The organism is Roseicyclus persicicus, from assembly GCF_012395815.1.
GTDB lineage: Bacteria > Pseudomonadota > Alphaproteobacteria > Rhodobacterales > Rhodobacteraceae > Roseicyclus > Roseicyclus persicicus.
Map to the genome: position 1 here is coordinate 134,675 of NZ_JAAZQQ010000007.1, position 25,848 is coordinate 160,522.

The 25,848-nt window shown below is 72.1% G+C and carries 27 protein-coding genes; 13 read left to right on the forward strand and 14 right to left on the reverse strand.

What is annotated here, in order from left to right; genetic code table 11:
• Position 1: 1 nt before the first annotated feature.
• The gene (locus HCU73_RS17570) at positions 2–3,790 is read right to left on the reverse strand and encodes an efflux RND transporter permease subunit (protein WP_168624792.1); all 3,789 of its coding nucleotides are present in this window, start codon (positions 3,788–3,790) and stop codon (positions 2–4) included.
• Positions 3,787–5,040, reverse strand: coding sequence for an efflux RND transporter periplasmic adaptor subunit (locus HCU73_RS17575; protein WP_168624793.1), 1,254 nt, complete (start codon positions 5,038–5,040; stop codon positions 3,787–3,789). Before HCU73_RS17575 ends, HCU73_RS17570 begins: the two co-directional genes overlap by 4 nt.
• A 250-nt stretch (positions 5,041–5,290) precedes the next feature.
• On the opposite strand from HCU73_RS17575, the gene HCU73_RS17580 reads away from it, so the two are divergent.
• Positions 5,291–6,094: a hypothetical protein gene (locus tag HCU73_RS17580; protein WP_239025622.1), complete on the forward strand. Its 804-nt coding sequence runs from the start codon at positions 5,291–5,293 to the stop codon at positions 6,092–6,094.
• Positions 6,095–6,134: 40 nt separating this feature from the next.
• Positions 6,135–7,508: an outer membrane protein assembly factor BamB family protein gene (locus HCU73_RS17585; protein WP_168624794.1), complete on the forward strand. Its 1,374-nt coding sequence runs from the start codon at positions 6,135–6,137 to the stop codon at positions 7,506–7,508.
• A gap of 16 nt (positions 7,509–7,524) precedes the next feature.
• Here the strand turns inward: HCU73_RS17585 and HCU73_RS17590 are convergent, their stop codons facing one another.
• From HCU73_RS17590 to HCU73_RS17600, 3 genes are all read right to left on the reverse strand, one after another.
• A complete protein-coding gene (locus HCU73_RS17590; RefSeq protein ID WP_168624795.1) occupies positions 7,525–8,178 on the reverse strand; it encodes an ElyC/SanA/YdcF family protein in 654 nt (217 codons plus the stop codon).
• Positions 8,169–9,758 carry a glutamine-hydrolyzing GMP synthase gene (gene guaA, locus HCU73_RS17595; RefSeq protein WP_168624796.1) on the reverse strand — a complete coding sequence of 530 codons (1,590 nt, stop codon included), beginning with the start codon at positions 9,756–9,758 and terminating at the stop codon, positions 8,169–8,171. Before guaA ends, HCU73_RS17590 begins: the two co-directional genes overlap by 10 nt.
• An 89-nt stretch (positions 9,759–9,847) precedes the next feature.
• Positions 9,848–10,531 carry an outer membrane protein gene (locus tag HCU73_RS17600; protein WP_168624797.1) on the reverse strand — a complete coding sequence of 228 codons (684 nt, stop codon included), beginning with the start codon at positions 10,529–10,531 and terminating at the stop codon, positions 9,848–9,850.
• Between the two features lie 303 nt (positions 10,532–10,834).
• Between HCU73_RS17600 and HCU73_RS17605 the strand changes: the two genes are divergently transcribed.
• Entirely contained in the window at positions 10,835–12,385 is a 1,551-nt protein-coding gene (locus HCU73_RS17605) for a trimethylamine methyltransferase family protein (protein ID WP_168624798.1), read from the forward strand.
• Between the two features lie 3 nt (positions 12,386–12,388).
• Here the strand turns inward: HCU73_RS17605 and HCU73_RS17610 are convergent, their stop codons facing one another.
• On the reverse strand, positions 12,389–12,631 hold the full coding sequence (locus HCU73_RS17610) for a DUF6477 family protein (protein WP_168624799.1): 243 nt from the start codon (positions 12,629–12,631) through the stop codon (positions 12,389–12,391).
• A 238-nt stretch (positions 12,632–12,869) separates the two neighbouring features.
• On the opposite strand from HCU73_RS17610, the gene HCU73_RS17615 reads away from it, so the two are divergent.
• The 6 genes from HCU73_RS17615 to HCU73_RS17640 all read left to right on the forward strand — a co-directional run bounded on the left by HCU73_RS17615 (position 12,870) and on the right by HCU73_RS17640 (position 18,193).
• Entirely contained in the window at positions 12,870–13,997 is a 1,128-nt protein-coding gene (locus HCU73_RS17615) for a DUF6456 domain-containing protein (RefSeq protein ID WP_168624800.1), read from the forward strand.
• Between the two features lie 63 nt (positions 13,998–14,060).
• Complete coding sequence (locus tag HCU73_RS17620; protein WP_168624801.1) at positions 14,061–14,312, forward strand: type II toxin-antitoxin system Phd/YefM family antitoxin; 252 nt, start codon at positions 14,061–14,063, stop codon at positions 14,310–14,312.
• A complete protein-coding gene (locus HCU73_RS17625) occupies positions 14,309–14,575 on the forward strand; it encodes a Txe/YoeB family addiction module toxin (protein WP_168624802.1) in 267 nt (88 codons plus the stop codon). Before HCU73_RS17620 ends, HCU73_RS17625 begins: the two co-directional genes overlap by 4 nt.
• A 98-nt stretch (positions 14,576–14,673) precedes the next feature.
• On the forward strand, positions 14,674–15,624 hold the full coding sequence (lipA, locus tag HCU73_RS17630) for a lipoyl synthase (RefSeq protein ID WP_168624803.1): 951 nt from the start codon (positions 14,674–14,676) through the stop codon (positions 15,622–15,624).
• Positions 15,625–15,703: 79 nt separating this feature from the next.
• Positions 15,704–16,903: a tetratricopeptide repeat protein gene (locus tag HCU73_RS17635; RefSeq protein WP_210730695.1), complete on the forward strand. Its 1,200-nt coding sequence runs from the start codon at positions 15,704–15,706 to the stop codon at positions 16,901–16,903.
• 84 nt (positions 16,904–16,987) lie between these two features.
• Positions 16,988–18,193 carry a tetratricopeptide repeat protein gene (locus tag HCU73_RS17640; protein ID WP_168624805.1) on the forward strand — a complete coding sequence of 402 codons (1,206 nt, stop codon included), beginning with the start codon at positions 16,988–16,990 and terminating at the stop codon, positions 18,191–18,193.
• Here the strand turns inward: HCU73_RS17640 and HCU73_RS17645 are convergent.
• The 4 genes from HCU73_RS17645 to hpt all read right to left on the reverse strand — a co-directional run bounded on the left by HCU73_RS17645 (position 18,165) and on the right by hpt (position 20,442).
• Complete coding sequence (locus HCU73_RS17645) at positions 18,165–19,058, reverse strand: cytochrome c (protein ID WP_168624806.1); 894 nt, start codon at positions 19,056–19,058, stop codon at positions 18,165–18,167. The two genes, HCU73_RS17640 and HCU73_RS17645, sit on opposite strands and share 29 nt — an antisense overlap.
• Before the next feature lie 41 nt (positions 19,059–19,099).
• Positions 19,100–19,564, reverse strand: coding sequence for a c-type cytochrome (locus HCU73_RS17650; protein WP_168624807.1), 465 nt, complete (start codon positions 19,562–19,564; stop codon positions 19,100–19,102).
• A 129-nt stretch (positions 19,565–19,693) separates the two neighbouring features.
• Positions 19,694–19,879, reverse strand: coding sequence for a hypothetical protein (locus tag HCU73_RS17655; RefSeq protein ID WP_168624808.1), 186 nt, complete (start codon positions 19,877–19,879; stop codon positions 19,694–19,696).
• Positions 19,879–20,442 carry a hypoxanthine phosphoribosyltransferase gene (gene hpt / locus HCU73_RS17660; RefSeq protein ID WP_168624809.1) on the reverse strand — a complete coding sequence of 188 codons (564 nt, stop codon included), beginning with the start codon at positions 20,440–20,442 and terminating at the stop codon, positions 19,879–19,881. The genes HCU73_RS17655 and hpt overlap by 1 nt, the downstream gene beginning before the upstream one ends.
• Positions 20,443–20,532: 90 nt before the next feature.
• On the opposite strand from hpt, the gene HCU73_RS17665 reads away from it, so the two are divergent.
• Positions 20,533–21,000: a type II toxin-antitoxin system RatA family toxin gene (locus tag HCU73_RS17665; protein WP_168624810.1), complete on the forward strand. Its 468-nt coding sequence runs from the start codon at positions 20,533–20,535 to the stop codon at positions 20,998–21,000.
• Between the two features lie 7 nt (positions 21,001–21,007).
• On the opposite strand, the gene HCU73_RS17670 is transcribed toward HCU73_RS17665, so the two are convergent.
• The 3 genes from HCU73_RS17670 to purB all read right to left on the reverse strand — a co-directional run bounded on the left by HCU73_RS17670 (position 21,008) and on the right by purB (position 23,870).
• Positions 21,008–22,063 carry a FliG C-terminal domain-containing protein gene (locus HCU73_RS17670; RefSeq protein WP_168624811.1) on the reverse strand — a complete coding sequence of 352 codons (1,056 nt, stop codon included), beginning with the start codon at positions 22,061–22,063 and terminating at the stop codon, positions 21,008–21,010.
• Between the two features lie 195 nt (positions 22,064–22,258).
• Entirely contained in the window at positions 22,259–22,423 is a 165-nt protein-coding gene (locus HCU73_RS17675) for a carbohydrate-binding module family 14 protein (protein ID WP_168624812.1), read from the reverse strand.
• A gap of 139 nt (positions 22,424–22,562) precedes the next feature.
• Positions 22,563–23,870 carry an adenylosuccinate lyase gene (purB, locus tag HCU73_RS17680; protein WP_168624813.1) on the reverse strand — a complete coding sequence of 436 codons (1,308 nt, stop codon included), beginning with the start codon at positions 23,868–23,870 and terminating at the stop codon, positions 22,563–22,565.
• A gap of 65 nt (positions 23,871–23,935) precedes the next feature.
• On the opposite strand from purB, the gene HCU73_RS17685 reads away from it, so the two are divergent.
• Genes HCU73_RS17685 through HCU73_RS17695 form a run of 3 tightly spaced genes read left to right on the forward strand, consistent with a single transcriptional unit; the run spans position 23,936 to position 25,307 of the window.
• Complete coding sequence (locus HCU73_RS17685; RefSeq protein WP_168624814.1) at positions 23,936–24,316, forward strand: hypothetical protein; 381 nt, start codon at positions 23,936–23,938, stop codon at positions 24,314–24,316.
• A complete protein-coding gene (locus HCU73_RS17690; protein WP_168624815.1) occupies positions 24,313–24,741 on the forward strand; it encodes a DUF6314 family protein in 429 nt (142 codons plus the stop codon). Before HCU73_RS17685 ends, HCU73_RS17690 begins: the two co-directional genes overlap by 4 nt.
• On the forward strand, positions 24,738–25,307 hold the full coding sequence (locus HCU73_RS17695; protein ID WP_168624816.1) for an AAA family ATPase: 570 nt from the start codon (positions 24,738–24,740) through the stop codon (positions 25,305–25,307). Before HCU73_RS17690 ends, HCU73_RS17695 begins: the two co-directional genes overlap by 4 nt.
• On the opposite strand, the gene HCU73_RS17700 is transcribed toward HCU73_RS17695, so the two are convergent.
• The gene (locus tag HCU73_RS17700) at positions 25,295–25,831 is read right to left on the reverse strand and encodes a TetR/AcrR family transcriptional regulator (RefSeq protein WP_168624817.1); all 537 of its coding nucleotides are present in this window, start codon (positions 25,829–25,831) and stop codon (positions 25,295–25,297) included. The genes HCU73_RS17695 and HCU73_RS17700 overlap by 13 nt on opposite strands.
• Positions 25,832–25,848: the final 17 nt, after the last annotated feature.

Here is a 25,848-nt window from a genome sequence, read left to right on the forward strand (position 1 = left end):
CCTACTCGGCCGCGCGCAGCGGCGGGGTCGGCGTGGCGGTCGGGTCGAGCTCGGTGTCCGCGTAGGGGTCGGACTGCGGCGGCAGGTCCTCGGGCGGCGCGACCTCGTCCGGCGCGGGCGCGGGGTCGGGGCGCGGATCCTCGTCCCAGAAGATCGTGGGGTTCTTCGCCTGCCGCGCCTGCCGCTGCAGCGCCCAGTCCTGCGCGCGCTGGCTCATGCGGCGGGCGCCGAGACGCCCGAGGCCGCGGGTGACCCAGCCGAGGATGGTCCAGAACCACACCCTGAGCGCCAGCAGCGACGGCGTGAACACCAGCGTCAGCACGGTGGCGATGCCGAGGCCGAACACGACCGCGGTGGCCAGCTGTTTCCACCACAGCGCGGTGGGGCTGTCGACGGTGTAGCCGCCGTTGGCGAAGTCGAGAGAGATGCCGTACATCATCGGCGCGAGCCCGGCCATGGTGGTGATCGTGGTCAGCAGCACCGGGCGGATCCGCGCCTCGACGGTGCGCGTGATCGCCTCGATCCGCGGCATGTAGCGGGCGTATTCCTGGTAGGTGTCGATCAGCACGATGTTGTTGTTCACCACGATCCCGGCCAGCGCCACGATCCCGGTGCCGGTCATGATGATCGAGAAGGTCTGGTCCATCACCAGCATCCCGATCAGCACGCCGGCGGTGGACAGCACCACGGCCAGCAGCACCAGCACGGCGTTGTAGACCGAGTTGAACTGCGCCAGCAGGATGATGAACATCAGCCCCAGCGCCGCCCCGAAGGCCTGGCCGAGGAAGGCCTGGCTTTCGGCCTGTTCCTCCTGGTCGCCGGTCCATTCCCAGCTGACCGAGGCGGGGAAGGGGTTTTCGGTCTGGATCCACTCGGTCACGGCGGCGATGCGTTCGTTCGCGGTGACCGGCACGGCGGTGAGCGTGCCCGCGTCGAGCCCGGCGCGGAGGTCGTCGGCCGTGGTGCCCTCGACCAGCGCCGAGATCTGCCAGCCGGTGCCGGCGGCGGTGAAATCGGCGGGGCCCTGCACCGTGGCTGCGCCGGTGTCGAACAGGTAGCCGCGCGTGGCGCCGCCGGCGTCGGCCACGCGGACGAGGCCCGCGACCACGTCGGCCTTCACGTCGAAGACGCGGGACTGGTCGATGCGGTTGATCTCGGCCAGCTGCCGGGCGGGCGTGTAGGTGACGAAGTTCGACAGCGGCACCAGCCCGTCGCGGGTGCGCACGCGCAGGGTGTCGAGGGTGGACAGCACCCGCGCCTCCTCGGGGAAGCGGACGCGGATGTCGATCTCCTCGTCCGAGGTCGGCACCCGCATGGTGTCGAGCAGGATGCCGCGCGTGACCAGCTGCACCATCGCGCCCACGGTGGCGACGTCGGCGCCGAAGCGGCCCGCGGCCTCGACGTCGACGTCGATCTGCCAGTCGATGCCGGGCAGCGGCAGCGTGTCCTCGATCAGGGTCAGGCCGGGCAGCCCCTCGAAATGGGCGCGCGCGATGCGGGTGGCCTCCTGCAGCTCCTCCCAGTTGTCGCCGGACAGGCGCAGGTGGACGGGCTTGCCCGAGGCGGGGCCGCGGGACTGCGAGAAGATCTCGGTCTGGATGCCGGGCAGCTGGTCGAGGCGCGCCTGCAGCCGGTCGAGGATGACGTCCCCGTCCTCGCGCTGGCCCCAGGGCTCGAGGTCGAGCTGGACCTGGCCGATGGTGTCGGCGGGCGCCGCGGCGCCGCCGGTGTTGTTGTTGAGCCCGCCCTCGCCGGCGAAGGCGAACACGTCGCGCACGCCCTCGGTGTCGAGCACGATCGCCTCGACCTGGCGCACCAGCGCGTCCTGTTCGGAGACCGACAGGTTGCCGCGGGCGCGGACGTAGACGATGGCGTTCTCGGGCTCGCTCTCGACGAAGAACTCGACGCCGTTGTTGTTCTCGCCGAAGTAGGTGAACACGGCGATCACGAAGGCGACCACGGCGGCGATGGTCACCAGCGGCATCACCGGGTTGCCGACGATGGCGTGGATGACCCAGCCGAAGACCGTGCGGCGGTAGCCCGCCCGGACCTTGCCGGCCTTGCGTTCGATCCGCACCGAGCCCAGCAGCACCGACATGGCGATGGAGCCCAGCAGGAACATCGCCGCGCCCGGCGCCATCTGCAGCATCGGCGCGGCGTCGGCGGGCACCGGGATCAGCACGCCCGGCCGGATCGTCTGCAGCGCGGCGAGGAACATGAAGTAGGCCGTTGCCAGCGTCAGCACGAGGCGCGCGGCGTACCACGGGATCACCACCATCACGACCGCGGTGATGCGGTCGACGATGCGGGTGAAGCGCGCCGCGACGCCGCCGATCACCGGCAGGTAGATCAGCGCCACGATCAGCGAGGCGGTCAGCACGAAGATCAGCGTCACGGGCAACATGCCCATGAACTCGCCGGGCACGCCGGGCCAGAACAGCATCGGCAGGAAGGCGCAGAGCGTGGTCGCGGTCGAGGACACGACCGGCCAGAACATGCGCTTGGCCGCGTCGGTGTAGGCCTGCATGGGGCGCGCGCCTTCCTGCAGGCGCTTGTCGGCGTATTCGACGACGACGATGGCGCCGTCGACCAGCATCCCCACCGCGAGGATCAGGCCGAACATCACGATGTTCGAGATGGTGACGCCCATCACGCCGAGAAGGATGAAGCACAGCAGGAACGAGGTGGGGATCGCAAAGCCCACCAGCAGCGCCGAGCGCGTGCCGAGCGAGGCCAGCACCACGATCATGACAAGCGCGATGGCGGTCAGCACCGAGCCCTCGAGCTGGCGCACCATGCTGTCGACGGTGACCGACTGGTCCAGCGTGGTGGCGACCTGCACCGATTCCTGCAGCTCGGGCGGCCAGGTGGCGCGGACCTGCTCGACCGTCTCGCGCACCAGCGCGGCGGTGTCGATGATGTTGAAGCCCTGCCGCTTGACCACCTGCAGCGCGATGGTGGTCTCGCCGTTGAAGCGCGCGGTGCCGGCGCGGTCCTGGTAGGTCAGCCGGATCTCGGCCAGCTCGCCCAGCGTGACCACGCGGTCACCGTTCACCGTGATCGGCAGGCCGTAGACATCGGCCGCATTGTCGAAGGACGACGGGATCTTGACCGAGATCGCCCCGTTCTCGGTGGTGACCTCGCCGGCGGCGATCAGCTGGTTGTTGTTCACGACCGCGTTGATGAGGTCGGCCGCGGTGACGTCGTAGGCCTCGAGCGCGAGCGGGTCGAGGATGACCTCGAGCATCTCCTCCCGCGTGCCGGCAAGCCCCGCCTCGAGCACCGGCGACAGCGCCTCGAGCGCCTCCTGCATCTCGTTGGCGAGCCGGATCAGCGTGCGCTCGGGCGCGTCGCCCGACAGCGCCACGATGATGATCGGGAACTCGGAGAAGTTGATCTCGTTGATCGAGTAGCTTTCGGCGCCCTCGGGAAACTGCGCCTCGGCGCGGCCCATGGCGTCGCGCACGTCGGCGATGGTGGCGCCCTTGTCCCAGCCGAACTCGAATTCCAGGAACACCCCCGCGAAGCCCTCGGACGCGGTGGCGTTGATCGAGGTCAGCCCGTCGAGGTCCTGGAACTCGGCCTCCATCGGGCGCACCAGAAGCCGCTCGCTGTCATCGGCCGAGATGCCGGGAAAGGGGACCGAGACGAACAGGCCGGGGATGTCGATGTCGGGCTCGCCCTCCTTGGGCAGGCCGACATAGGCCGCGGTGCCCATCACCAGCGACAGGATCACGAAGGCCACGACCATGCGGGCGCGGCTGGCGGCCCAGTCGATGACGCCGATCATTGCGTCAGCTCCTCGTAGGTCACCTGCACCGGCACGCCGTCGGTGACGAACTCCTGGCCCACGGTGATGACGTCGGCGACCTCCGGCAGGCCGGTCAGCCAGACGCCCGTGGCGGTGTCGCGGATCATGCGGACGGGGACGAAGCGGACGACGCCGTCCTCGACGATGCGCACGCCGAGCGCGCCGTCGTCGCTCAACGTCATCGCCGAGGCGGGCAGCAGGTGCGCGGGCGTGCCGTCGGTCTGGATCAGGATGTCGGCGGTCTGGCCGTCGCGGATCGACACGTCGGGGTTCGGCACGGTGATCTCGACGCGGAAGGTGCGCGTGGCGGGGTCGGCCGAGCGGCTGAGGAAGCTGACGGTGCCCAGCACCTCGCGGCCCGACGCGAGCCGCGCGCCGGCGGTGGCGCCGACCTCGACACGGTCGACCTGCGCCTCGGGGACGAAGCCCACCAGCTTGATCGGGTCCAGCTCGATGATGGTGGCGCAGGGGCTGCCGGGCTGCATCAGCGTGCCCAGCTCGGCGGTGTCGGTCTCGAGGTAGCCGGGGAAGGGGGCCGCGATGCGCAGGCGTCCGATCTCCTCCTCGGCGCGGGTCACGGCGGCCTCGGCCGAGCGGATGCCCGAGCGCGCCTGCGACACGGCGGCCTCGGCCGACTGGATCTGCGCCAGCGCGCCCTCGCGGGTGGCGGCGGCGCTGGCGGCGCGTGTCTCGGAGGCGAAGCCGCTTTCGCTCAGGCGGCTGGCGGCGTTTGCGTCGATCTCGGCGGCGGTCAGCTGCGCGCGGGCGCCGGCCAGTTGCGCCTCGGCCTCGGGCAGGCGGGCGCGCGCGGTGTCGAGCGCGGCCTGCGCCTCCTCCAGCGCGGACAGGCGGGTGCCGGGGTCGATCTCGCACAGGAGCTGCCCGGCCTCGACATAGGCGCCGGCGCGGATCGGCGCCGACAGGATGCGGCCCGAGGTCTCGGCGGCGACGGTGACCTCGCGCATCGCCTCGGTCCGGCCGCGCAGGAGCACGGCGTTCTCGGTCACCTGCGCGGTGGAGCGGCGGGCGACGACGTGGATGCGCGGGTCGGCCTCGGCCTCGGCGGCGGGGGCTTGGTCGGCCTCCGCGACGGCCGGGGCGGCGGCCTCCTCGGCGGGGGTGGCGGCGCCGAAGCGGCCCGCGAACTCCATCAGGCGGTCGCGGTCGAGGATCAGGAAATACAGGGCGACGCAGACCAGCGCCGCGAACAGGAGGGGGAAGAAACGCATCGTGAACCTCGATCCCGGGCCGCCGGGGCATCCGCGGCGATCCGGCCATGCCTGCCGTTCCGTCGGCTCGCAGGAGTTACGCTGAACCAACCGGTTCAGATTAAATTTTTCTGCGGTGCCGCGCAAGACTGAACTAAGCCGTTCAGATTTGCCGTCAACGGCTGCGGCCGGGGCGGCGCGCCCTTGCGGCGACGGGTCCGAACGGGCTAAGAGGCGCCGAGGCATGACAGACGAGCGGGGCCCCGGCGGGATGTCCAGTACCGACAGTTTCATCGACGAGGTCACCGAGGAGGTCCGCCGCGACCGGCTCTACGCGCTGTTCCGCCGCTGGGCGTGGCTGGTCGCGCTGCTGGTGGTGGGGATCGTCGGCGGCGCGGCCTGGCTGGAATACAGCCGCGCGCAGGAGCGGGCCGCGGCCGAGGCCTTCGGCGACGCGCTGATCGCGGCGCTGGACACCGCCGACCCCGAGGCGCGGGTGGCCGCGCTCGAGGCGGTCCCGGCGGGCAGCCCCGAGGCGCGCATCCTCGTGGCGCTGATCGCCGCGGGCGAGGTCGCGCAGGGCGGCGCCGAGGCGTCCGCCGCCGCGGCGGCGCTCCGGGCGGCGGCCGAGGCGCCCGACCTGCCGCGGCGCTACCGCGACCTCGCCACCCTCAAGGCCGAGATGCTGGCGCCCTCCGAGCCCGCCGCCGCGCGGCTGATCCTCGGCGCGCTGGCCGAGCCGGGCGCGCCCTACGCGGCGCTGGCCGAGGAGCAGCTGGCGCTGGTCGACATCCGCAGCGGCGACCTGGAGGCCGGGCTCGACCGGCTGCGGGCGCTGGAGCGCAGCGCGGCGGCGACGCCGGGCTTGCAACAGCGGGCGTCTCAGTTGATTGTGGCGCTGGAAGCGGGCTCGACCCTGGTCGATACCGCCCCCGTGCCCGAGCCGGCCCCCGCCGAGGAGGCCCCCGCCGAGGAGGCGGCCCCGCCGGAGGCCGCGCCCGAGGCGGTCGCCCCGGCCGAAGGGGCGCCCGGCGATGGCGACGCGGCGGCGGATGCCCCCGTGGAACAACAGTGAAGACCGCTGCCATGGCGGCAGGACAGGAAGGCCGGGGCGCATGATCGGGGTCGAGGGCAGGGCAGCAGCAATCCATCGCGGCGCGCGTCTGGCGCTGGGGCTCTGCGCGCTCCTCGTGCTGGCCGCCTGCGAGCGCGACCAGGCGCTGCCGGGCGAACGCTTCGGCACCCGCGTGCCGCTGGCCGCCACGCTGCCCGGCGCCGACGGCCGCGCCGCCGCCTCGGACCTCGCCGACACCGACGCCCCCCGCGCCATCAGCCTGCCCGCGCCGACCCGCCTCGGCGACTGGCCGAGCCGCGGCTACAACACCGTCAACCGCCTGCCGCACGCCACCCTGTCGGCCGCGCCCGCGCCGCTCTGGGTCGCCGACATCGGCACCGGCAACAGCCGCCGCAACCGCATCGCGACCGACCCCGTGGCCGGCAACGGGCTGGTGTTCACCATCGACGCCGGGGGCCAGCTGCAGGCGACCTCGCTCTCGACCGGCGCGCCGGCCTGGATCGCCAGCCTCGTCCCCGATTTCGACCGCGGCGGCAACGCCTCGGGCGGCGGCCTCGCGCTGTCGGGCGACCGGCTCTACGCGACCTCGCCCTATGGCGAGCTGCTGGCGCTGAACGCCTCCACCGGCGCGGTGATCTGGCGCCAGCGCCTCGGCACGGTGCTGGGCGCGCCCACCGTCTCGGGCGGGCTGGTCTACGTGGTCGGCCGCAACTCCGAGGCCTGGGCGGTCGAGGCCGATGACGGCCGCCTGCGCTGGACCATCCCCAGCTCCGACGCGCCCTCGGTCCTCGTCGGCGGCGCGGCCCCCGCGGTGGCCGACGGCCGCGTGATCTTCCCCTTCCCCTCGGGCGAGATCGTGGCGGCCCTGCCGAACACCGGCATCACGCTGTGGAATTCCTTCGTCGCCGGCGGCCGCCTCGGCACGGCTTACGCGAACATGAACGACATCACCTCGGACCCGGTGGTGGTGGGCGGCACGATCTACGCCGGCAATCAGTCGGGCCGCGTGGTGGCGATGGACGGCCGCACCGGCACCCGCCAGTGGACCGCGGCCGAGGGCGCCTATTCGCCGGTGCTGGTCGCCGGCGGCGCGGTGTTCTTCGTGTCCGACCGCAACGAGCTGATCCGGCTCGACGCCGACACCGGCGCGCGCGTCTGGGGCACCGAGCTGCCGCTTTACGTCGCCAACCGCGAACGGCGGCGCAAGGCGGTGTTCACCCATTACGGGCCCATTCTCGCGGGCGGCCGTCTGATCGTCGCCTCGGGCGACGGGCTGGTGCGGATGTTCTCGCCCGAGAGCGGCGAGCTGGTCGGCACGCTGGAGCTGCGCGGCGGCGCCGCCTCGCACCCCATCGCGGTGGGCGACATGCTGCTGGTGGTGGGGCAGGACGGGCGGCTGCACGCGTTCCGGTAAGGCGCGCGCCGAGCTGTCAGTGCAGCCAATCTCCGCGGCGGCTGTCCTCGATGCCAAGCGCCCCGCCGACCCGCCACGCGGCATAGCGGCCCGCGTTGAACCACAGTGCCACGCTTTCCCGCAGCAGCATGGTCCAGTCCGGCGTGCCATCGCGCCCGGCCCTCAGCCGCAGCGCGGGGTATAGCGCCGCCACCTCCACCCCCATCGCCCGGAACGACGCCCAGGCCCGCGGCAGGTGGAACGCCTCGGTGACGAGGATCACCCGCGCCCCCTCGGGCAGCCGTGGCCGGGTATTGAGCGCGTTCTGCAGGGTGGAGTGCGCGTCTTCCTCCAGGAGGACCGAAGCTTCCGCCACCCCCGCGGCCCGTGCCACCGCGGCCATGCCCGCCGCCGCCGAGGGCGCGCCGGGCGCCGCCGCCCCGCCGGTGAAGACGACCACCGGCGCCGCCCCCGCGCGGGCGAGCGCCGCGCAGGCCCCGGCCCGCGCCCGGCTGGCGGCGTCGATCACGCCCGCCGCGTTGACGCCTGCGCCGAGGCAGACGATCGCGTCCCCGCGCGGCAGGGGCCGGTCCAGCGGCCAGAGAAACGTCCACAGGCAGACGGCGGCGAGGCTTGCCGCCCAGAGCAGCAGGGCGGTGCGGATCAGGCGGCCGAGGCGCCTTACTCCCACTCGATCGTCCCGGGCGGCTTTGACGTGATATCGTAGGTGACCCGGTTGATCCCCTTGACCTCGTTGATGATCCGCGTCGCGGTCTCGCCGAGGAAGTCGTGGGTGAAGGGGTAGTAATCCGCCGTCATCCCGTCGACCGAGGTCACCGCCCGGAGCGCGCAGGCGTAGTCATAGGTCCGCCCGTCGCCCATCACGCCCACGGTGCGCACCGGCAGGATCGCCACGAAGGCCTGCCAGATCTCGTCGTAGAGCCCGTGCTTGCGGATCTGGTCGATGTAGACCGCGTCGGCCTTGCGCAGGATCTCCAGCTTTTCGCGGGTGATCTCGCCGGGGCAGCGGATGGCGAGGCCGGGTCCGGGGAAGGGGTGGCGGCCGATGAAGCTGGCGGGCAGGCCCAGCTCGTGGCCCAGCGCGCGGACCTCGTCCTTGAACAGCTCGCGCAGCGGCTCGACCAGCTTGAGGCCCATCTTCTCGGGCAGCCCGCCGACATTGTGGTGCGACTTGATCGTCACCGAGGGTCCGCCCGAGAAGCTGACCGATTCGATCACGTCGGGGTAGAGCGTGCCCTGCGCCAGGAACTCCGCCCCCTCGATCTGGTCGGCGTAGTGCTGGAACACGTCGATGAACAGTTTGCCGATGGTCTTGCGCTTTGTTTCCGGGTCGGAAACGCCCTCCAGCGCGCCGAGGAAACGCTCGGACTCGTCGGCGTGGATCAGCGGGATGTTGTAGTGGTCGCGGAACATGCTGACCACCTCCTGCGCCTCGTTCAGCCTGAGCAGCCCGTGATCGACGAAGACGCAGGTCAGCTGGTCGCCGATGGCCTCGTGGATCAGCACGGCCGCGACCGACGAATCCACGCCGCCCGACAGCCCGCAGATCACCTTGGCGTCGCCCACCTGCTCGCGGATGGCGCGGATCGCCTCCTCGCGGTAGGCGCGCATGGTCCAGTCGCCCTTGAACCCCGCCAGCCGGATGAAGTTCTCGTAGAGCGTCTTGCCGTTCGGGGTGTGGTGCACCTCGGGGTGGAACTGCACCGCGTAGAAGCGGCGGTCGAGGTCGGCGGTGATGGCGAAGGGCGCGCCCGGCGAGGTGCCCAGCACCTCGAAGCCCGGCGCGATCTCGGAGACGTGGTCGCCGTGGCTCATCCAGACCTGCTCGCGCCCCGAGCCGTCCATGAACCAGCCGGTCAGGAAATCGGGCCGCGACCCCTTGGGCGTGACCCAGGCGCGGCCGAATTCGGCGGTGGCGTGCTCGCCCGCTTCGACCTTCCCGCCCAGGTCCTGCATCATCACCTGCTGGCCGTAGCAGATCCCCAGGATCGGCACGCCGCGGGCATAGACCGACTGCGGCGGGCGGGGGGACCCCGCGCGCGTCACGCTGTCGGGCCCGCCGGAAAAGATCACCGCCTTCGGGTCGAAGGCGTCCAGGAAGGCGTCGGTGACGCTCTGGTAGGGGTGGATCTCGCAGTAGACGTTCAGCTCGCGCAGGCGGCGGGCGATCAGCTGCGTGACCTGGCTGCCGAAGTCGATGATCAGCAGGCGGTCGTGGTCGTGCGGGTCGGGCGTGGCGGCGGTGCTCATGGCCCATCGCTTAGGGCCGCCGCCGCAAGGGTGCAAGGCCCATCGGCGCCAAGGGGCGGGGCAATCGGCGCCCCGCCCCCGGGGTCAAGTCAGAACCGGAACAGCACCCCGAGCTCGAACACCGTCGCGTCCATGCCGACGCCCTGGTAGAGCACGTCGGTCTGGAAATCGTCGTCGTTGAAGACGTAGCGGTTCACGCTGGCGCGCACATGCACCGTCTGCGACGCCGCCCATTCCACGCCGAGGCCGAACTGGTAGCCGTTCACGTCGTTGTCGGTGCCGAACGGGCCGGCCCCGTTGTCGGTGGTGACATCGACATTCGCCGTGGTCAGGCCGAGCGTGCCGTACACCATCATCTCGGGCGACACGAGATAGCCCAGGTTCCCGCGCAGCGCGGCGATGTAGTTGAAATCGACGTCGCAGGTGAAGGCCGGGTTGCTGCAGGCTTCGCTGCCGCTGAGGCTGGTGCCCATCAGCGCAAGCTCCGGGCCGAAGACCCAGCTGCCGTTCTGGAAGTAGTAGCCCACCACGCCGCCATAGGTCGCGCCGTCGAGATCACCCTCGCCGTCGCCGGGAAAAAGGTCGTCGTTCCCGTAGGTTCCGGTTCCGAAGCCGAGCGTGAGGCCGCCGTAGAACCCGGCCCAGTCGGCGACCGGGGCCGGCGTGTAGACCGGCGCGGGGGCCGGGGCGACGGGAACCGTGCCGTTCGCCAGCACGGGTGTCGCGAGAACCGTCGTGGCCAGGAGGGCCGGTACGAGACGCAGCATGGTCATGGTGTCTTTCCTTGTTCCCTTTGTGGATGCTCGGAAAACCCGTGGTCGACACCGCCGGCGGATCGCGGGGGATCGTGCCGGCATCGGGCCAACGTCGCGGCCTTCCAGCTTCTTTCCTCGGATATGATTCTATCTGCAATATTTGACAATTACTATAGTAACATTCCGGTCGCATTGATCTGTGTCAGATCGGCAACCGCATGTCGCTTTCCCCCGCAGGGTGCCGCAATCGGCCCGCGGCCGGGGGGCGGGGCGCGCTAGGAAACGGCACCAGCGGACCCACAGACCGGGGGAGATCGGGACATGGCGCTAGCGGAAGAGACGGCGGCACGGCGGGCACGCGGCGGCGGCGGGGCCGCGCGGCGGGCCGCGCGCTCGGCGGTCAGCTTCGAGACCGCGCGCTTCATCGAGCGCAACATCCCCAACTTCGACATCCTCACCCCCGAGGCGATCGAGATCATCGAGCACAACGCCGAGACGGTGCTCGAGGAGATCGGCGTCAACTTCGTCGAGAACCCCGCCGCGCTGGAGCGCTGGCGGCAGGCCGGCGCCGACGTGCAGGGCGAGCGGGTGCACATCCCCCGCGGCCTCGCCCGGCAGCTCTGCGCCACCGCGCCGTCGCGCTTCACCCAGCACGCCCGCAACCCTGCCCGCAACGTCGAGATCGGCGGCAAGTCCATGGTGCTGGCCCCGGTCTACGGGCCGCCCTTCGTGCGCGACCGGGTGGCCGGGCGGCGCTACGCCACGATGGCCGATTTCGAGATGTTCGTGAAACTCGGCTACATGTCGAAATGGCTGCACCATTCCGGCGGCACGGTGTGCGAGCCGACCGACATCCCGGTGAACAAGCGCCACCTCGACATGCTCTATGCGCACATGGCGCTGTCGGACAAACCCTTCATGGGGTCGGTCACCGAACCCTCGCGCGCCGCCGATTCGGTCGAGATGGCGCGCATCCTGTTCGGGTCCGACTTCGTCGACAGCCACTGCGTGATGACCTCGCTGGTCAACATCAACTCGCCGCTGACCTTCGACAGCGTGATGATGGGCGCGCTGGAGGAATACGCCGCCGCCGGGCAGGCCTGCATCGTGTCGCCCTTCATCGTGGGCGGCGCCATGGCGCCGGTCTCGGTCGCTGGCACGCTGACGCAGGTGCTGGCCGAGGTGCTGGCCGGCATCGCCTACAGCCAGCTGATCCGCCCCGGCTGCCCGATGATCTTCGGCGCCTTCGTGACCTCGATCGACATGAACTCGGGCGCGCCGACCTTCGGCACCCCCGAGGCCAGCCAGATCACCTACGGCGCGGGCCAGCTCGCGCGGCGGCTGAACCTGCCCTACCGCTCGGGCGGGGCCTTCACCGGCTCCAAGCTGCCCGACGCGCAGGGCGCCTACGAGAGCGCGAATTCGCTGAACGCCGCGCTCCTGTCGGGGGTGAACTTCATGCTGCACGCCTGCGGCTGGCTCGAGGGCGGACTGGTGGCCAGCCCCGAGAAATTCGTGATGGACGCCGACCAGCTCGGCATCCTGCACAAGCTGGCCGAGGGCGTGCCCGTCGACGACAACGCCCAGGCCATGGGCGCCCTGCGCGAGGTCGGCCCCGGCGGGCATTTCCTGGGCTGCGCGCATACCCAGGCGAATTATTCCACGGCGTTCTGGCGCACCGGCCTGCTGGACTACAAGCCCTACGAGACCTGGTCCGAGGAAGGCGCCCGCGACACCGAGGCGCTGGCCTCGGCCAAGGTCGACCGGATGCTGGCCGACTACCAGCAGCCCTACCTCGACCCCGCCACCGACGAGGCGCTCAGGGCCTACATGGCGCAGAAGAAGGCGTCGATGCCCGACGCCTTCCTCTGAGGCTCAGCTGACCGACCGCGCGGCGCACAGGATCGCGCTCATCACCTCGACGTGGCGGGTGGGCGAATAGCCCAGGCCGCCCCCGAGGCGTGCGGCGTTCAGCTTTTCCTCCTCGGCCAGCAGCGCCTGCACCGGGCGGCGGGCGGCGCGGCGGTGCGCGTCGCCGGTCAGCGCGGCCATGCGCGCGGCCCTCAGCAGCAGCCCCGGGCGGCGCATCCGCGACAGCGCGGCGGTGAGATCGGTCATCGGGAACCCTCCGGCAAGATGTCATCCGCGGCCCATGCTGGGGCGGCCCGAGGGGGTGTTGCGCACAGGCTTATCCACCGCGCGCTGCCCGTCTATCCGTTTACGTTCTGGAAACAAATTGTGGATTATCCACAGATTTTAACCAATCAGTAATCAATTCGGCGAAAACCTGCTGCCGTTGACCACGTGCGAGGGAGGTGGGACCATGACTTCGGCCTCGGCCGAGACCGGCCGATCCATGCCTGACGCCGGCCTTGCGGCGACCAGCCTGCCCGGCTGGCTGCCGGCCCCGGCGCGGCAGTATCTCGCCCATACCGCGGCCGGCCGCTCGCTGCGCCAGATCGCGCGCGCCGACGGCGACCCGGCCTCGACGGTCAGCCGCCGCGTGCGCCGCGTCGAGGCGCGCCGCGACGACCCGCTGTTCGACGAGGCGCTGGCCCTGCTCGGCCGCGCCGCCGTCCTCCCCCCTTGCCCGTCCCCCGAAGAGGAGCCCCTGCCCATGACAGCCCCGTTCCGGTCCCCGCTCGGCGATGACAGCACGATCGACCGCGAGGCCCGCCGCATCCTGCGCCGGCTGTGCGAGACCGACGCCGTGCTGGCCGTCGCGCAGGACCTCGACAAGGCGGTGGTGCTGCGCCCGGGGCCGGGCGGCGAGCAGACCCGCACCGCGGTGGTGGAACGCCGCATCGCGCAGGCCTTCGCGGTGAAGGACTGGATCTCCTGCCTGCGGGCCGGCCGGATCGCGCGCTACACCATCACCGCGGCCGGCAAGGCGGCGCTGAAGCGGCTGATCGACGAGGACCGCCGCCGCCGGCAATCGGCGCTCGGCTTTGCCGAAGCCGCGACGCCGTTCCAGGCCCAGCACGCGGTCTGGGGCATGGCGCAGGTGGCCGAACCGGGCGCGCGGCCGCGCAAGCTGCGGGTGAACCTCGCGGAATCGCCGCTCGCCGTGCTGGGCCGCCGCGCCGGGCCGGACGGCCGGCCGTTCCTGACCCCCGACCTGATCCAGGCCGGCGAGCGCCTGCGCGAGGATTTCGAGCGCGCCCAGATGGGCCCCCGCGTCGGCCAGAACTGGGACCGTTTCCTCACCGGCGGCGCCGATCGCGGCGGATTTCTGAACGACAGCGGTCTTGCCGAGGGGCCGCGCGCCGCGCGCCAGCGGGTGTCGGACGCGCTCGACCACCTCGGGCCGGGCCTCGCCGACGTGGTGCTCCGGGTGTGCTGTTTCCTCGAAGGGCTGGAGTCGGCCGAGAAGCGGCTGGGCTGGTCGGCCCGTTCGGGCAAGGTGGTGCTGAAGATCGGGCTGCAGCGCCTGCTGCGGCACTACGAGGACCGCCACGGCTTCGTCCCGGCGATCCGGGAGTGAGCCCTTGTATTGTACGGGTCTCTGTACATATCCTGTCGGTAAACCCGCGATCCCGAGGCTCCCATGGACGTGATGACCTATTCCGACGCCCGCGCGCAGCTCAAGCGCGTGATGGACCGTGCCATCGACGACCGCGAGGAGATCGTCGTGACCCGCCGCAACGGCGAGGCGGTGGTCGTGGTGTCGCTCGAATCCTGGAGCGCGATCACCGAAACGCTGCATCTCCTGTCCACGCCGAACAACGCAGGCCGGCTCCGCGACGCGGTGGCGGAACTGGACGCAGGGCAGGGCACGGAGCATGACCTGACCCCGTGAAGATCGTCTTTGCCTCCGCCGCCTGGGAGGATTACCAGCACTGGGTGGCGACCGATCCCCGCACGCTCGCGCGCGTCAACGACCTGATCCGCCAGTCCATGCGCACGCCCTTTGCCGGAACCGGCAAGCCCGAACCGCTCAAGGGCGACCTCAGCGGCTGGTGGTCGCGCCGGATCACCCGCGAGGACCGCATGGTCTACCGCGTCGCCGGCAGCGGTGCGGACCAGCGCCTCGAGATCGCGCAATTGCGGTTCCACTACTGACACTTGCACGCCCCGCAACCCGGCTGTGCCGAAATGTTCCATGCAGGGCAGGGCAGGATGCGCTACATATCCCCCGACAGGAGGAGCGAGGCCCACCCATGCGCGATCTGAAGATCCCCGACCAGCGCCACCCCGAGAAGGCGCACCGCCCCGACAACGCCCAGCCGAAGAAACCCAGCTGGATCCGCGTCAAGGCGCCCGTCGGCAAGGGATACCAGGAAACCCACCGCATCATGCGCGAGCACAAGCTCGTCACGGTCTGCGAGGAGGCGGGCTGCCCCAACGCCGGCGAATGCTGGAGCCAGGGCCACGCCACCATGATGATCATGGGCGAGATCTGCACCCGCGGCTGCACCTTCTGCAACGTGGCGACCGGCCGCCCGCAGGCGCTCGACCTGTTCGAGCCGGGGCGCGTGGCCGACGCGGTGGCGAAACTGGGCCTCAACCACGTCGTCGTCACCAGCGTCGACCGTGACGACCTCGAGGACGGCGGGGCGGAGCATTTCGCCATGACCATCCGCGCCATCCGCAAGCGCGCGCCCGACACCACCATCGAGATCCTGACACCCGACTTCCTGAAATGCGGGCCCGAGGCGCTGGAGACCGTCGTCGCGGCGAAACCGGACGTGTTCAACCACAACCTCGAGACCGTGCCCGGCCTCTACCCCGAGGTGCGCCCCGGCGCGCGCTACTTCCACTCGCTGCGGCTCCTGCAGCGGGTGAAGGAGCTCGACCCGGCCATGTTCACCAAGTCGGGCATCATGGTCGGCCTCGGCGAGGACCGGCAGTCGGTCCTGCAGGTCATGGACGACATGCGCGCGGCCGACGTCGATTTCCTGACCATCGGCCAGTATCTGCAGCCCACGCCCAAGCACCACGCCATCGACCGCTTCGTCCACCCCGACGAATTCGCGGCCTATGAAAAGGCGGCCTATGGCAAGGGTTTCCTGATGGTCTCGGCCACGCCCCTGACGCGGTCCTCCTACCACGCGGGCGACGATTTCGCCCGGCTTCGGGACGCACGGCTGAAAAAGCTCGGGCGCGCCTGAGGGGGCGGGAAAGCCACCGTATCGCGGCGCCCGCGGGCTGGGGTAGGGTGGCGGCATCTCCTTCACCCTAGGTGCCGACATGCCCCGATTCCCGCTTCGTGCCGCCGCGGCCCTGATGGCCGCGGCCCTGCTTGTGTCCGCCGCGCCGTCCGCGCTCCTGGCCGATGACTTCGCGACCGAGCGCGCCGCCGTGGCCGAGGCCGTCGCCGCCTACGAGGCCGTCGATCTGGCCGGCGCCCTCCGGCTGGCCGAACCCGCCGCCGCCGCCGGCAACCCCGTCGCGCTGCATATCCTGGGCCTGGTCCGGCTCGACCCCGCCGGCCCCGCCCATGACCCCGCCGCGGGCGAGGCCGCGCTGCGGGCCGCGCTGTCGGCGGGCTATCCCGATGCCGGGTTCGAGCTGGCGCGGGCGCTCCACGAGGGCCGGCTGGGCCGCCCCGCCGACCCGGCCGCCGCCGTCGCGGTCCTGGCCGGGGTGATCGCCCGCGACCCGTCCTACGCCCCGGCCTATCCCGCCCTTGCCGCGCTCTATGCCCGCGAGGAGACGACCGAGGATTTCGCCGCCCTGCAGGCGATCCTGCCCACGGGCCTTGCGCTGAACCCGGGGCACCCGGGCCTCCTGTCGATCCGGGGCGATGCCGCCTTCTTCGGCCTCGCGCAGCCCGAGGACCGCGCCGCGGCGCTGGCCGACTACGAGGCCGCCGCCGCCGCGGGCCACGGCTATGCCCTGTTGCGGCTGGCCGAGATGTACCGCTTCGGCGACGCGCCCGTCGCGCAGGATCACGTCCGCGCCCGCGCCTACCTGCGGGACGCCGCCGCCCGGGGCGAGGCTGGCGCCCTCTCGACGCTGGCCGACATGGACTATTTCGGCGAGGGCGGGCCGGTCGATCACCCGTCCGCGGCCGCCGGGTTCGCCGCGGCGCTTGCCGCCGACCCGACCGACGCCTTCGCGGCCTATTCGCTGGGCTACATGCTGATGCGGGGCGAGGGGGCGGCGGTGGATCACCCCCGCGCGCAGGCGCTTCTGGAACAGGCCTCGGCGCTTGGGGACATCTACGGCGATCTGGAGCTTATCGTGCTCCTGGCGCCGCACCCGGACTTCACGGTCGCGGCGCCCGATCCCGCCCGCGCCTGGGGGCTGTGCCTGCGCCACGCGGCCTACATCGCCGAGGACCCCGAGGGCGTGCTGGACCAGACGCCCGAGGCCTGCGCCCACCTGGACGCCACGATGTCGCCCGAGACCCGCGCGGCGGGCGAGGCGCTGGCCGCTGCCGACTGACCGGCCCCCCGAACCGGGGGGTTGCGGGGGCAGGGGGCGGCGCGCAAGGCTGGCGGCGCATCGTCCGCCCGGAGCCTGCCGCCCTTGTCCCTGCGTGCCGCCCTTGTCGCCCTTGTCCTTGCCCTGTCGCCGGTGACAGCCGGGGCCGACCCCTTCGCCGCCGAGCTGGCCCGCATCGAGACCGGTCTGGTGGCGATCGAGTCCGGCGATTTCGACACCGCCGAGCGGGTGTTCCGGCAGGAGGCCGAGGCCGGCAACCTGTCGGCGCGGGTCTGGCTCGGCATCCTGATGACCGTGCCCGAAAGCCCCGTCTTCGACCTTGCGCGGGGCATGGCGATCCTTGAGGCGGGGGCCGCGGCCGGCCACCCGGCCGGCGCCTCGGCGCTGGGGCGCATCCATTCCGAGGGGCGGCCCGGCCTGCCCGCCGACCCCGCCGCCGCCGAGGCGCAGTTCGCCCGCGCCCTGGCCCTCGACCCCGCCGACCCGGTCACCCACCGGCTGCTGGTCAACCACCGGCTGACGATGGGCAGCCGGACCGGCGATTTCGGCCCCCTGCACGCGGCGCTGGCGCCGGGGCTGGCCGCGCATCCCGATGACCCGTTCCTGCGCCTCGCCCGCGGGCTGACCGCGCTGCATGGCGCTGGCGTGCCGGTCGACCCGGCGGCGGCGCTGGCCGATTTCGAGGTCGCGGCGGCGGGCGGGAACCTGCTGGCGATGCAGAACGCCGCGGCCCTGCTCAGCAACGGTGCCGACGGCCTGCCGCGCGACCCCGAGGGGGCGTTTCGCATGTACGGGATGATGGCCGAGGCCGGCGACCCGGACGGGCAGGTGCTGATGGCCGGCGCGCTCCTCGCCGGGGACGGCGTGGCGGCCGACCCGGTCGCCGCCCGGGCGCTTGTCGACGCGGTGCTGGCCCGCGACCCAGGGAACCCCTCGGCCCTGATGATGCGGGCCAGTATCGACGCCCTGGGCGACGCGGGTCGGGCCGACCCGGCGGTCGTGCGCGCGCGGCTGGCCGAGCTGGGGATCGAGGGGCTGGACGCGGCGGGGATCGAGCTGGTGATGATGCTGATGGGCCCGGTGGCGGGATCGGAGCCCGCCGACGCGGTCGAGGTGGTGGCCCGCTGCGAGGTTCACCGCGACGGGCTGCTGGCCGCGGGCGCCCCGGACCAGGCCGCCGCGACCGAGGAGATCTGCGCCGCGTTCCGCCGGCAGCTCGACCCCGCGCGCCTGCCCGATGTGGCGGCGCGGGCGGCGGCGATCAGGGCTGCGGCACCGGCAGCGCCTTGAGATAGGCGGCGATGGCCAGCCGGTCGGCCTCGGGCAGCATCGCCATGTTGCGGATCACCGACACCATGTGCCCGCCCGCGCTGTCGAAATCGGGGGTGAAGCCGTCGTTCAGGTAGGCCGCGATCTCGGCCTCGGACCAGCGCAGCCGGTCGGGCGTCAGGGCCGGGACCGTGCCGCGGCCCGAGGGGTCGGGCGCGCCCGCCATCCAGCGCGTCCGGTCTAGGCCCCCCAGCGCGTCGCGGGGCGTGTGGCACTCGGCGCAATGGGCGAGCGCCTCGGCGAGGTAGCGGCCGCGGGCCTGCTGTTCGGTCAGCTCGCCCGTTACCGCGAAATCGTCCCGCAGGTTCAACAGGTTCCACACCCCCACCGCGCGCCGGATGGAAAACGGGAACCCCACCTCGTGCGGCTGGCTTTCCGCGTCCGAGGCCGGCAGGGTCTGCCAGAACGCCCAGAGATCGGCCAGGTCCTGCCGCGTGGCGAGGCGATAGGCGGTGTAGGGGAAGGCGGGGTAGTAGTGCCGCCCCTCGGGGCTGGTGCCCTCCTGCAGGGCGGTCACGAACTGGGCAAAGGTCCAGCCGCCGATGCCGTGCTCGGGGTCCGTCGACACGTTCGGCGCGACGAAGGTGCCGAAGTCGGACGGAAACCGCTGGCCGCCTGACAGGACCAGCCGCGCGTCGCCCGTCGCGCCCTCGGCGGCATGGCACGAGGCGCAGCCGGCGGCCCAGAACACCGCCTCGCCCGCCACCGGGTCGCCGCTGAGGCCGGCCAGCGCGGCCTCGGGCACGGTCGCGGGCCGCGTCAGGGCCCAGGCCCCGGCGAACCCGGCCAGCCCGATCACGGCGAGGGAGACAAGAAACCGGCGCATGGCGGCACCGGGCCGGGGCAGGGGCCCCGGCCCGGATCACCTCATTCCGCGGCGCGGTAGGCGTCGTGGCAGGCGCCGCAGGACGCGCCGACCGGGCCCAGCGCGGCGCGCATCGGGTCGAGCCCTTCGCCCGCGACGGCGGCCAGCCCCTGCGCCGCGGCGCCGAAGGCCTGCCACTTGGACACCACGTCGGGGAGGTTCTCCCAGATCGCGGGCAGGGCGCGGGTGCCGTCGAGCGCGAAGTTGTCGGTGCCCTCGGGCCAGTGGAAGCTCTGGTCGATGGTCGACATCGCCACCAGGTTGTTGGCCGCGATCTGCGCGGTGGCGGCGTCGTATGCGGTGTTGCCGCGGGCCATGTTGCCCAGCACGCCGACGTTCAGCGCCATGATCTGGAACTGGCCCTGGCGCGCCTGCACCGCGGCGGGCAGGTCCTGGGCGAGGACGGGGGCGCCGGCGCCGAGGACGGCAAGGGCGGCGAGGCTGAGGAGGGGCTTGCGGAACGTCATGGCGTGGGGAACTCCCTGGCAATGGGTGAAGACGGTCGCTCACCCCTCAGGCTAGAGACTGCCGCCCTTGCGTCAACTGAAGCTTCTGTGAGCCGCCGCAGGGGGATGGTGCGCGGCGGGGGGCCCCCGTCAGGGCGCCGACAGGCGCGGCCCGCGCGGCACCCGCTCGGGCGTCAGCCACTCGGGCCAGCCCACCAGCCATTCGATCGCCGCGAAGGCGATGCCGATGCCGCAGACCACCGCGATGGCGATCTGCTGGTTGCGCGACGGCGGGTGGCGCAGCCACAGGTACATCCGCATCAGGAAGGGCGGCATCAGCCCGCCGCCCCGGGCAGCATCCGCACCTTGCCGATGTAGGGCAGGTTGCGGTTGCGCTGCGCGTAGTCGATGCCATAGCCCACGACGAATTCGTCGGGGATCTCGAAGCCGGTCCAGTCGGCGCGGATGTCGACCTCGCGCCGCGTCGGCTTGTCGAGGAGCGCGATGGTCTTGAGCCGCGCCGGCCCCTTGGATTTCAACAGGTTGACGACGTGGTGCAGGGTGTGGCCGGTGTCGACGATGTCCTCCACCACCAACACGTCGCGGCCCGCGATCTCGCCGCGCAGGTCCTTGAGGATGCGCACCTCGCGCGAGCTCTGCATCGCGTTGCCGTAGCTCGACGCCTCCAGGAAATCGACCTCCACCGGCAGGTCGATCTCGCGCACGAGGTCGGCGATGAACACGAAACTCCCGCGCAGCAGGCCCACGACCACCAGCTTGTCGGTGCCGGCGAAGGCCGCCTCGATCTCGCGCGCCAGCCCCTCGATCCGGGCGGCGATGGCCTTGGCCGAGATCATCTGCACGACCTCGTAGCCCGGTGTCGCCTGCGACTGCGCCATAATGCCCCCCGGCCGCTCGGGCCCGAAACCCTTGAAATCTTGGCCCCGTTTTATGACATGGTCGTCGCAGGCGAAAGACGAAAGGCGGACATGCCGACCCATTCCGAGACCAGAAGGCTGCCCTACAGCCCCGAGCAGATGTATGCGCTGGTGGCCGACGTGGCGCGCTACCCGCAGTTCATCCCGTGGATCAGCGCAAGCCGCGTTCGGTCGGTCACGCCCGAGGACGACCACGCGGTGATGCTCGCGGACCTGGTGATCGGGTTCAAGATGTTCCGAGAACGCTTCCTCAGCCGCGTGACGCTGTGGGAAGAGGCCCGCAAGATCGACACGGAATACGTGGACGGGCCGTTCAAGCACATGATTTCCAACTGGGAATTCGCGCCCGCGCCGAACGGCTGCGAGGTGCGCTTCGCGGTCGATTTCGAGTTCCGCAACAAGCTCTTGCAGGGCGCGGCGGGGCTGTTCTTCCACGAGGCGATGCAGCGCATCGTGCGCGCCTTCGAGGCCCGGGCCGAGGCGCTTTACGGCAAGGGCGGGGCGGCGGCGACGGCTTGAGCCCGCCTCAGTCCTCGGGCGGGATCAGGCGGATCTCGCGCTCCTCCTCCAGCGCCCGGATCGCGGTGACGACCTCGGCCATCGCCGCCTCGCCCTCCTCGGGGCGCAGGCGGGTCATGGCCTCGGCCTCGTCCCGGATCTGGTCGGCCAGCCGTTTCGACATGTTGGCCAGCAGGAACTCCACCGTCAGCGGCGCGGCCTGCATCCCCGCGGCGATGGCGCGGGTGACGGTCTCGGGTTCGACCCGGCGCAGGATGCGCGGCACATCCGCCGGCTCCACCCGTTTCGGGATGTGCTGGAAGGTGAAGATCGCGCGCCGCACCTCGCCGGCAAAGCCCGCGTCGCGCGCCTCGAGCCCGCCGAGCAGCGCCTCGCGCAGCCCCGCGCCGACCGAGTTCAGGATCGCGCCGACCCGGTCCACCGGGCTCTTGCGGAAGGCGGGTTCGGGGTCGGCCTGCATCTGCTGCACCAGCTGCGCGCCGATGCGCTCGACCATGGCGGGCGTCACCGTGGCGGTCAGCGACACCGCGTGGGCGATCACCTGCGCCCGGTCCTCGGGCAGGTCGGACAGCAGCGCCGCGGCCTTGGCGACGCCCAGCTTGGACAGGAGGATCGCCGCCACCTCGGCGCTTTCCGTCAACAGGAGGGGGCGCAGCCGGTCGGGCGCCATGGCGGCAAGGCGCGTCCACGGGTCGGCGGGGTCGCCCGCCTCGGCCTCGGCGCGCAGCCCGTCGCGGGCGATGGGCGAGATGTGCGGCTCCAGCAGCGCCAGCGCGGCCGCCAGCCCGTTCGGCGCGGTCAGCGCGAGCCCGTCGAGCCGCGCGGTGAACTCCTGCACCACCTGCGCCAGCGTCGCCCGGCTGATCGGCCCGAGGCTTGCCATGGCGCGGGCCAGCGCCGCCTGCTGGTCCGGGCTCAGCCGGTCGAGGCCCGGCCGCACGTCCTGCGACAACAGCAGCCGCACGATCACGGCGGCCTTCTGCCGCGATGTCAGCCGCGCCGGCGGCTCCACCACGCGCGCGCCGTCGCCGGGCGGCACGCCCCATTCCTGATGCAGGCCCATGACCCCACCCCGTTCCCGATCCAAGCACCACCCGGGGGGCAGATTGGCGGGGCATCGGTTAAGGCTCTGCCTACGGCGGCGGGAAAGCCCGGCGGATTTTCCGCGAATGCGTGGGGATTGGACGCCCGGAAAAGGAAAATCGCGCGTCGGACGGGCCGGCGCGCGATCTTCGGTGTCAGGTCTGGCGGCGTGGTCTCAGCTGGTCGCGGTCGGCACGCAGGCCTGGGCGGTCGCATCCCAGCTCATGCCCTCGGCACAGCTCATGGTCACCTCGTGGGCCCGGCCCCACGAGCATTCGGCGTAGGCGAAGCCCGGCACGGCCATCAGGACGAAGGCGGCCAGGAGGGTCTTGATACGCATGTCGCGTCTCCTCGGTCAGCTGCGGTCTGGTCGTCTTACTTGCAACGGAAAGGGTAGCACGGGGGCGACAAAAGGCAATGATGTTGCGCGCGGCGCCCCGGCGCCGCACGGTCCTGTCGTCGAATGGCGGGCAGGCGCCTCAGGCGTCGCCGAAAACCCGGGCGAAGATCGTGTCGACATGCTTGGTGTGATAGCCAAGATCGAACTTCTCCTCGATCTCGGACGGGCTCAGCGCTGCGGTCACGTCGGGGTCGGCCAGCAGCTCTTCCTTGAAGTCCTTGCCCTGTTCCCAGACCTTCATCGCGTTGCGCTGCACCAGCGCGTAGGCGTCCTCGCGGCTGACACCCGCCTGGGTCAGCGCCAGCAGCACGCGCTGCGAATGCACCAGCCCGCGGAACTTGTTCATGTTGGCGATCATGGTGTCGGGGTAGATCACCAGCTTGTCGATCACGCCGGTCAGGCGCGCCAGCGCGAAGTCGAGGGTGATGGTGGCGTCCGGGCCGATCATCCGCTCGACCGAGGAATGCGAGATGTCGCGCTCGTGCCAGAGCGCCACGTTCTCCAAGGCCGGCACCACGGCCGAGCGCACCATGCGCGCCAGCCCCGTCAGGTTCTCGGTCAGCACCGGGTTGCGCTTGTGCGGCATCGCGCTCGAGCCCTTCTGGCCCTTGGAAAAGAACTCCTCGGCCTCCAGCACCTCGGTGCGCTGCATGTGGCGGATCTCGATGGCGATGTTCTCGATCGACGATGCGATCACGCCCAGCGTGGCGAAGAACATCGCGTGGCGGTCGCGCGGGATCACCTGCGTGCTGATCGGCTCGGGGCTGAGGCCCAGCTGGGCGCAGACATGCGCCTCGACCCGCGGGTCGATGTTGGCGAAGGTGCCGACCGCGCCCGAGATGGCGCCGGTGGCGATCTCGGCGCGCGCCGCCTGCAGGCGGGCGCGGTTGCGGTCCATCTCGGCGTAGAAGCGGGCGAAGGTCAGACCCATGGTCACGGGCTCGGCGTGGATGCCGTGCGACCGGCCGATCCGCACCGTCATCCTGTGCTCCATCGCCCGCCGTTTCAGCGCGGCGAGGAGCTGATCGAGATCGGCGAGGAGCAGGTCGGCCGCGCGCATCAGCTGGATGTTGAAGGTGGTGTCCAGCACGTCCGACGAGGTCATCCCCTGGTGGACGAAGCGGGCCTCCTCCGCGCCGACGATCTCGGCGAGGTGGGTCAGGAACGCGATCACGTCATGCTTGGTCACCGCCTCGATCTCGTCGATGCGGGCGACGTCGAACTCCACGTCCTTCGCCTTCCACACGGCGTCGGCGTTGGCCCTGGGGATCACGCCCAGCTCGGCCATCGCGTCGCAGGCGTGCGCCTCGATCTCGAACCAGATGCGGAACTTGGTGGCGGGCTCCCAGAGGGCGACCATCTCGGGGCGGGAATAGCGGGGGATCATCGGCTCGGCCTTGCGTTCGGTCCACGGTTGGCGCTCTCATAGGCGGCATGGAGCGGAGGAACAAGGTGACGCTGACCCGCAGATCGACGCGGGCGCTGGCCGTGGTGGCGGCGCTGGCGCCGGCGCCCGCGCTGGCCGACTGGCGCGTGGTGCACCGCGACGAGGCGGTCGCCCTCCTGACCACCCACGACATCGCCTACGACGACATCGCCTGGGAACGGCACGAGGCCGACGGGCGGCTCCTGGCCCGCGTGGCCGAGGGGGCGCGGGCGACGACCAGCGTCGGCGAGTGGCGCTTCGTGGGCGACGCGCGCTGCCTGCGCTGGTCGGGCGCGGACCGCTGGGAATGCTACCGGGTCGAGGCCGACGACGCGGGCGGCGTCCGCTTCATCGACGGCTACCGGAATGTCAGCACGGGCGCGCTGGTGGCCCGGGCGGCGCCGTGATCGGCCTGTCGGACCTGGCGGGGGCCTGGCGGCTGACGCGGGTGATCGAGGATCGCCGCGCGGGGCTGACGGGGCAGCTGACCGGCACCTGCCGCTGGGTGCCCGACGGCCCCGGGCTCAGGCAGGAGGAGGTGGGCGTTCTGACCTACGGCAGCGCGCCGCCCATGCAGGCGAGCCGGGTCTACCTGTGGCGCGCCGACGGCGACGGGCTGGCCGTGTTCTTCGAGGACGGCCGCCCCTTCCACCGCCTCGGCCCGGGGCGGACGGCCGACCGGCACTGGTGCGACCCCGACACCTACGACGTGACCTACGACCTCGGCGGCTGGCCGGTCTGGCAGCAGGCCTGGACCGTCACCGGCCCCCGCAAGGACGCCCTGATCGTCAGCCGCTTCGCCCCCGCCGACGCGGGCCCCGGGGCCCCGTGACGGCGCCGCGGCTGATCTACGTCGGCGGGGCGCGCGGGGCGGGGAAATCCGTGGCGGCCGCCCGGCTGGGGGCGCGGCTCGGGCGCGCGGTGGTGCGGATCGACCGCTACTACGTCGCCTGCCTGCGGGCCGCCCGCGACCCCGCCGTCGCCCTGGCCGCCGCCGAGGAGATCGCGCGCCGGCTGGTCGACGACCTGGTGGCCGCACGGGCCAGCGCGGTGATCGAGGGGGCGTGGCTGCGCCCCGACGAGGCGCAGGCGCTGCGGGCCGCGCACGGGGTGGCGCCGGTGTTCCTGGGCTATCCCGACGCCTGCGCGGCGACGCGCCTCGCGGCGTTCCGGGCGGGCGTGGACGTGGCGCTGCATGGCCGGCTGCACGACCTCGCCGACCGGCCCGACGCCGAGGCGCTGGCGCTGATCGAGGCCGAGATGGCGCAGGGCCGCTGGCAGCGCGACGCCTGCGCCCAGCTGGGCCTGCCCTTCGTCGACACGACCGATTTCGCCGCCGCCGAGGCGGTGCTCGACGCGCTGTTCCCCGCCGGCGCCGACCCCGGTCAGCGCGGGTAGAACCGCGCCCGGGCGAGGTCGGCGGCCTTGCCCATGCCGACCGCGTCCAGCACCAGCATCCCCTGCACCAGCGCCAGCATCTCCCGCGCCCGGGTGCGCGGCTGCCGCAGGCCCTCGGGCAGCCGGGTCATCAGGATGCGGACCTGGCCCTGCAGCAGCCGGTGCGCCGCCGCCCCGTGGGTGGCGTCATCGCGCCCCGCGGCGGACAGGATGTCGAACCAGACCCGCAGGTAGGGCCGGAAGGTCGGCGTCCGCAGCAGGTCGATCACCGCCGCGGCGATGTCGGCCTCGCTTTCGGCGCGCTGCGGGGGCAGGGCGGCGGCGAAGGCCCCCAGCATCTCGTCGATCAGCCGGTCGAGCAGCGCCGCGATCAGCCGGTCCTTGCTGCCGAAATGGTAGATCAGCATCCGGTCCGAGGTGGCCGCCGCGCGGGCGAGCGGGCGCAGGCTCGCCCCGGCCAGCCCGTTGGCCCGCACATGGCCCGCCATCGCGGCCAGAAGATCGGCCTTGTTCAGTGTCGCCATCCCGGCTCCTTGCCCGC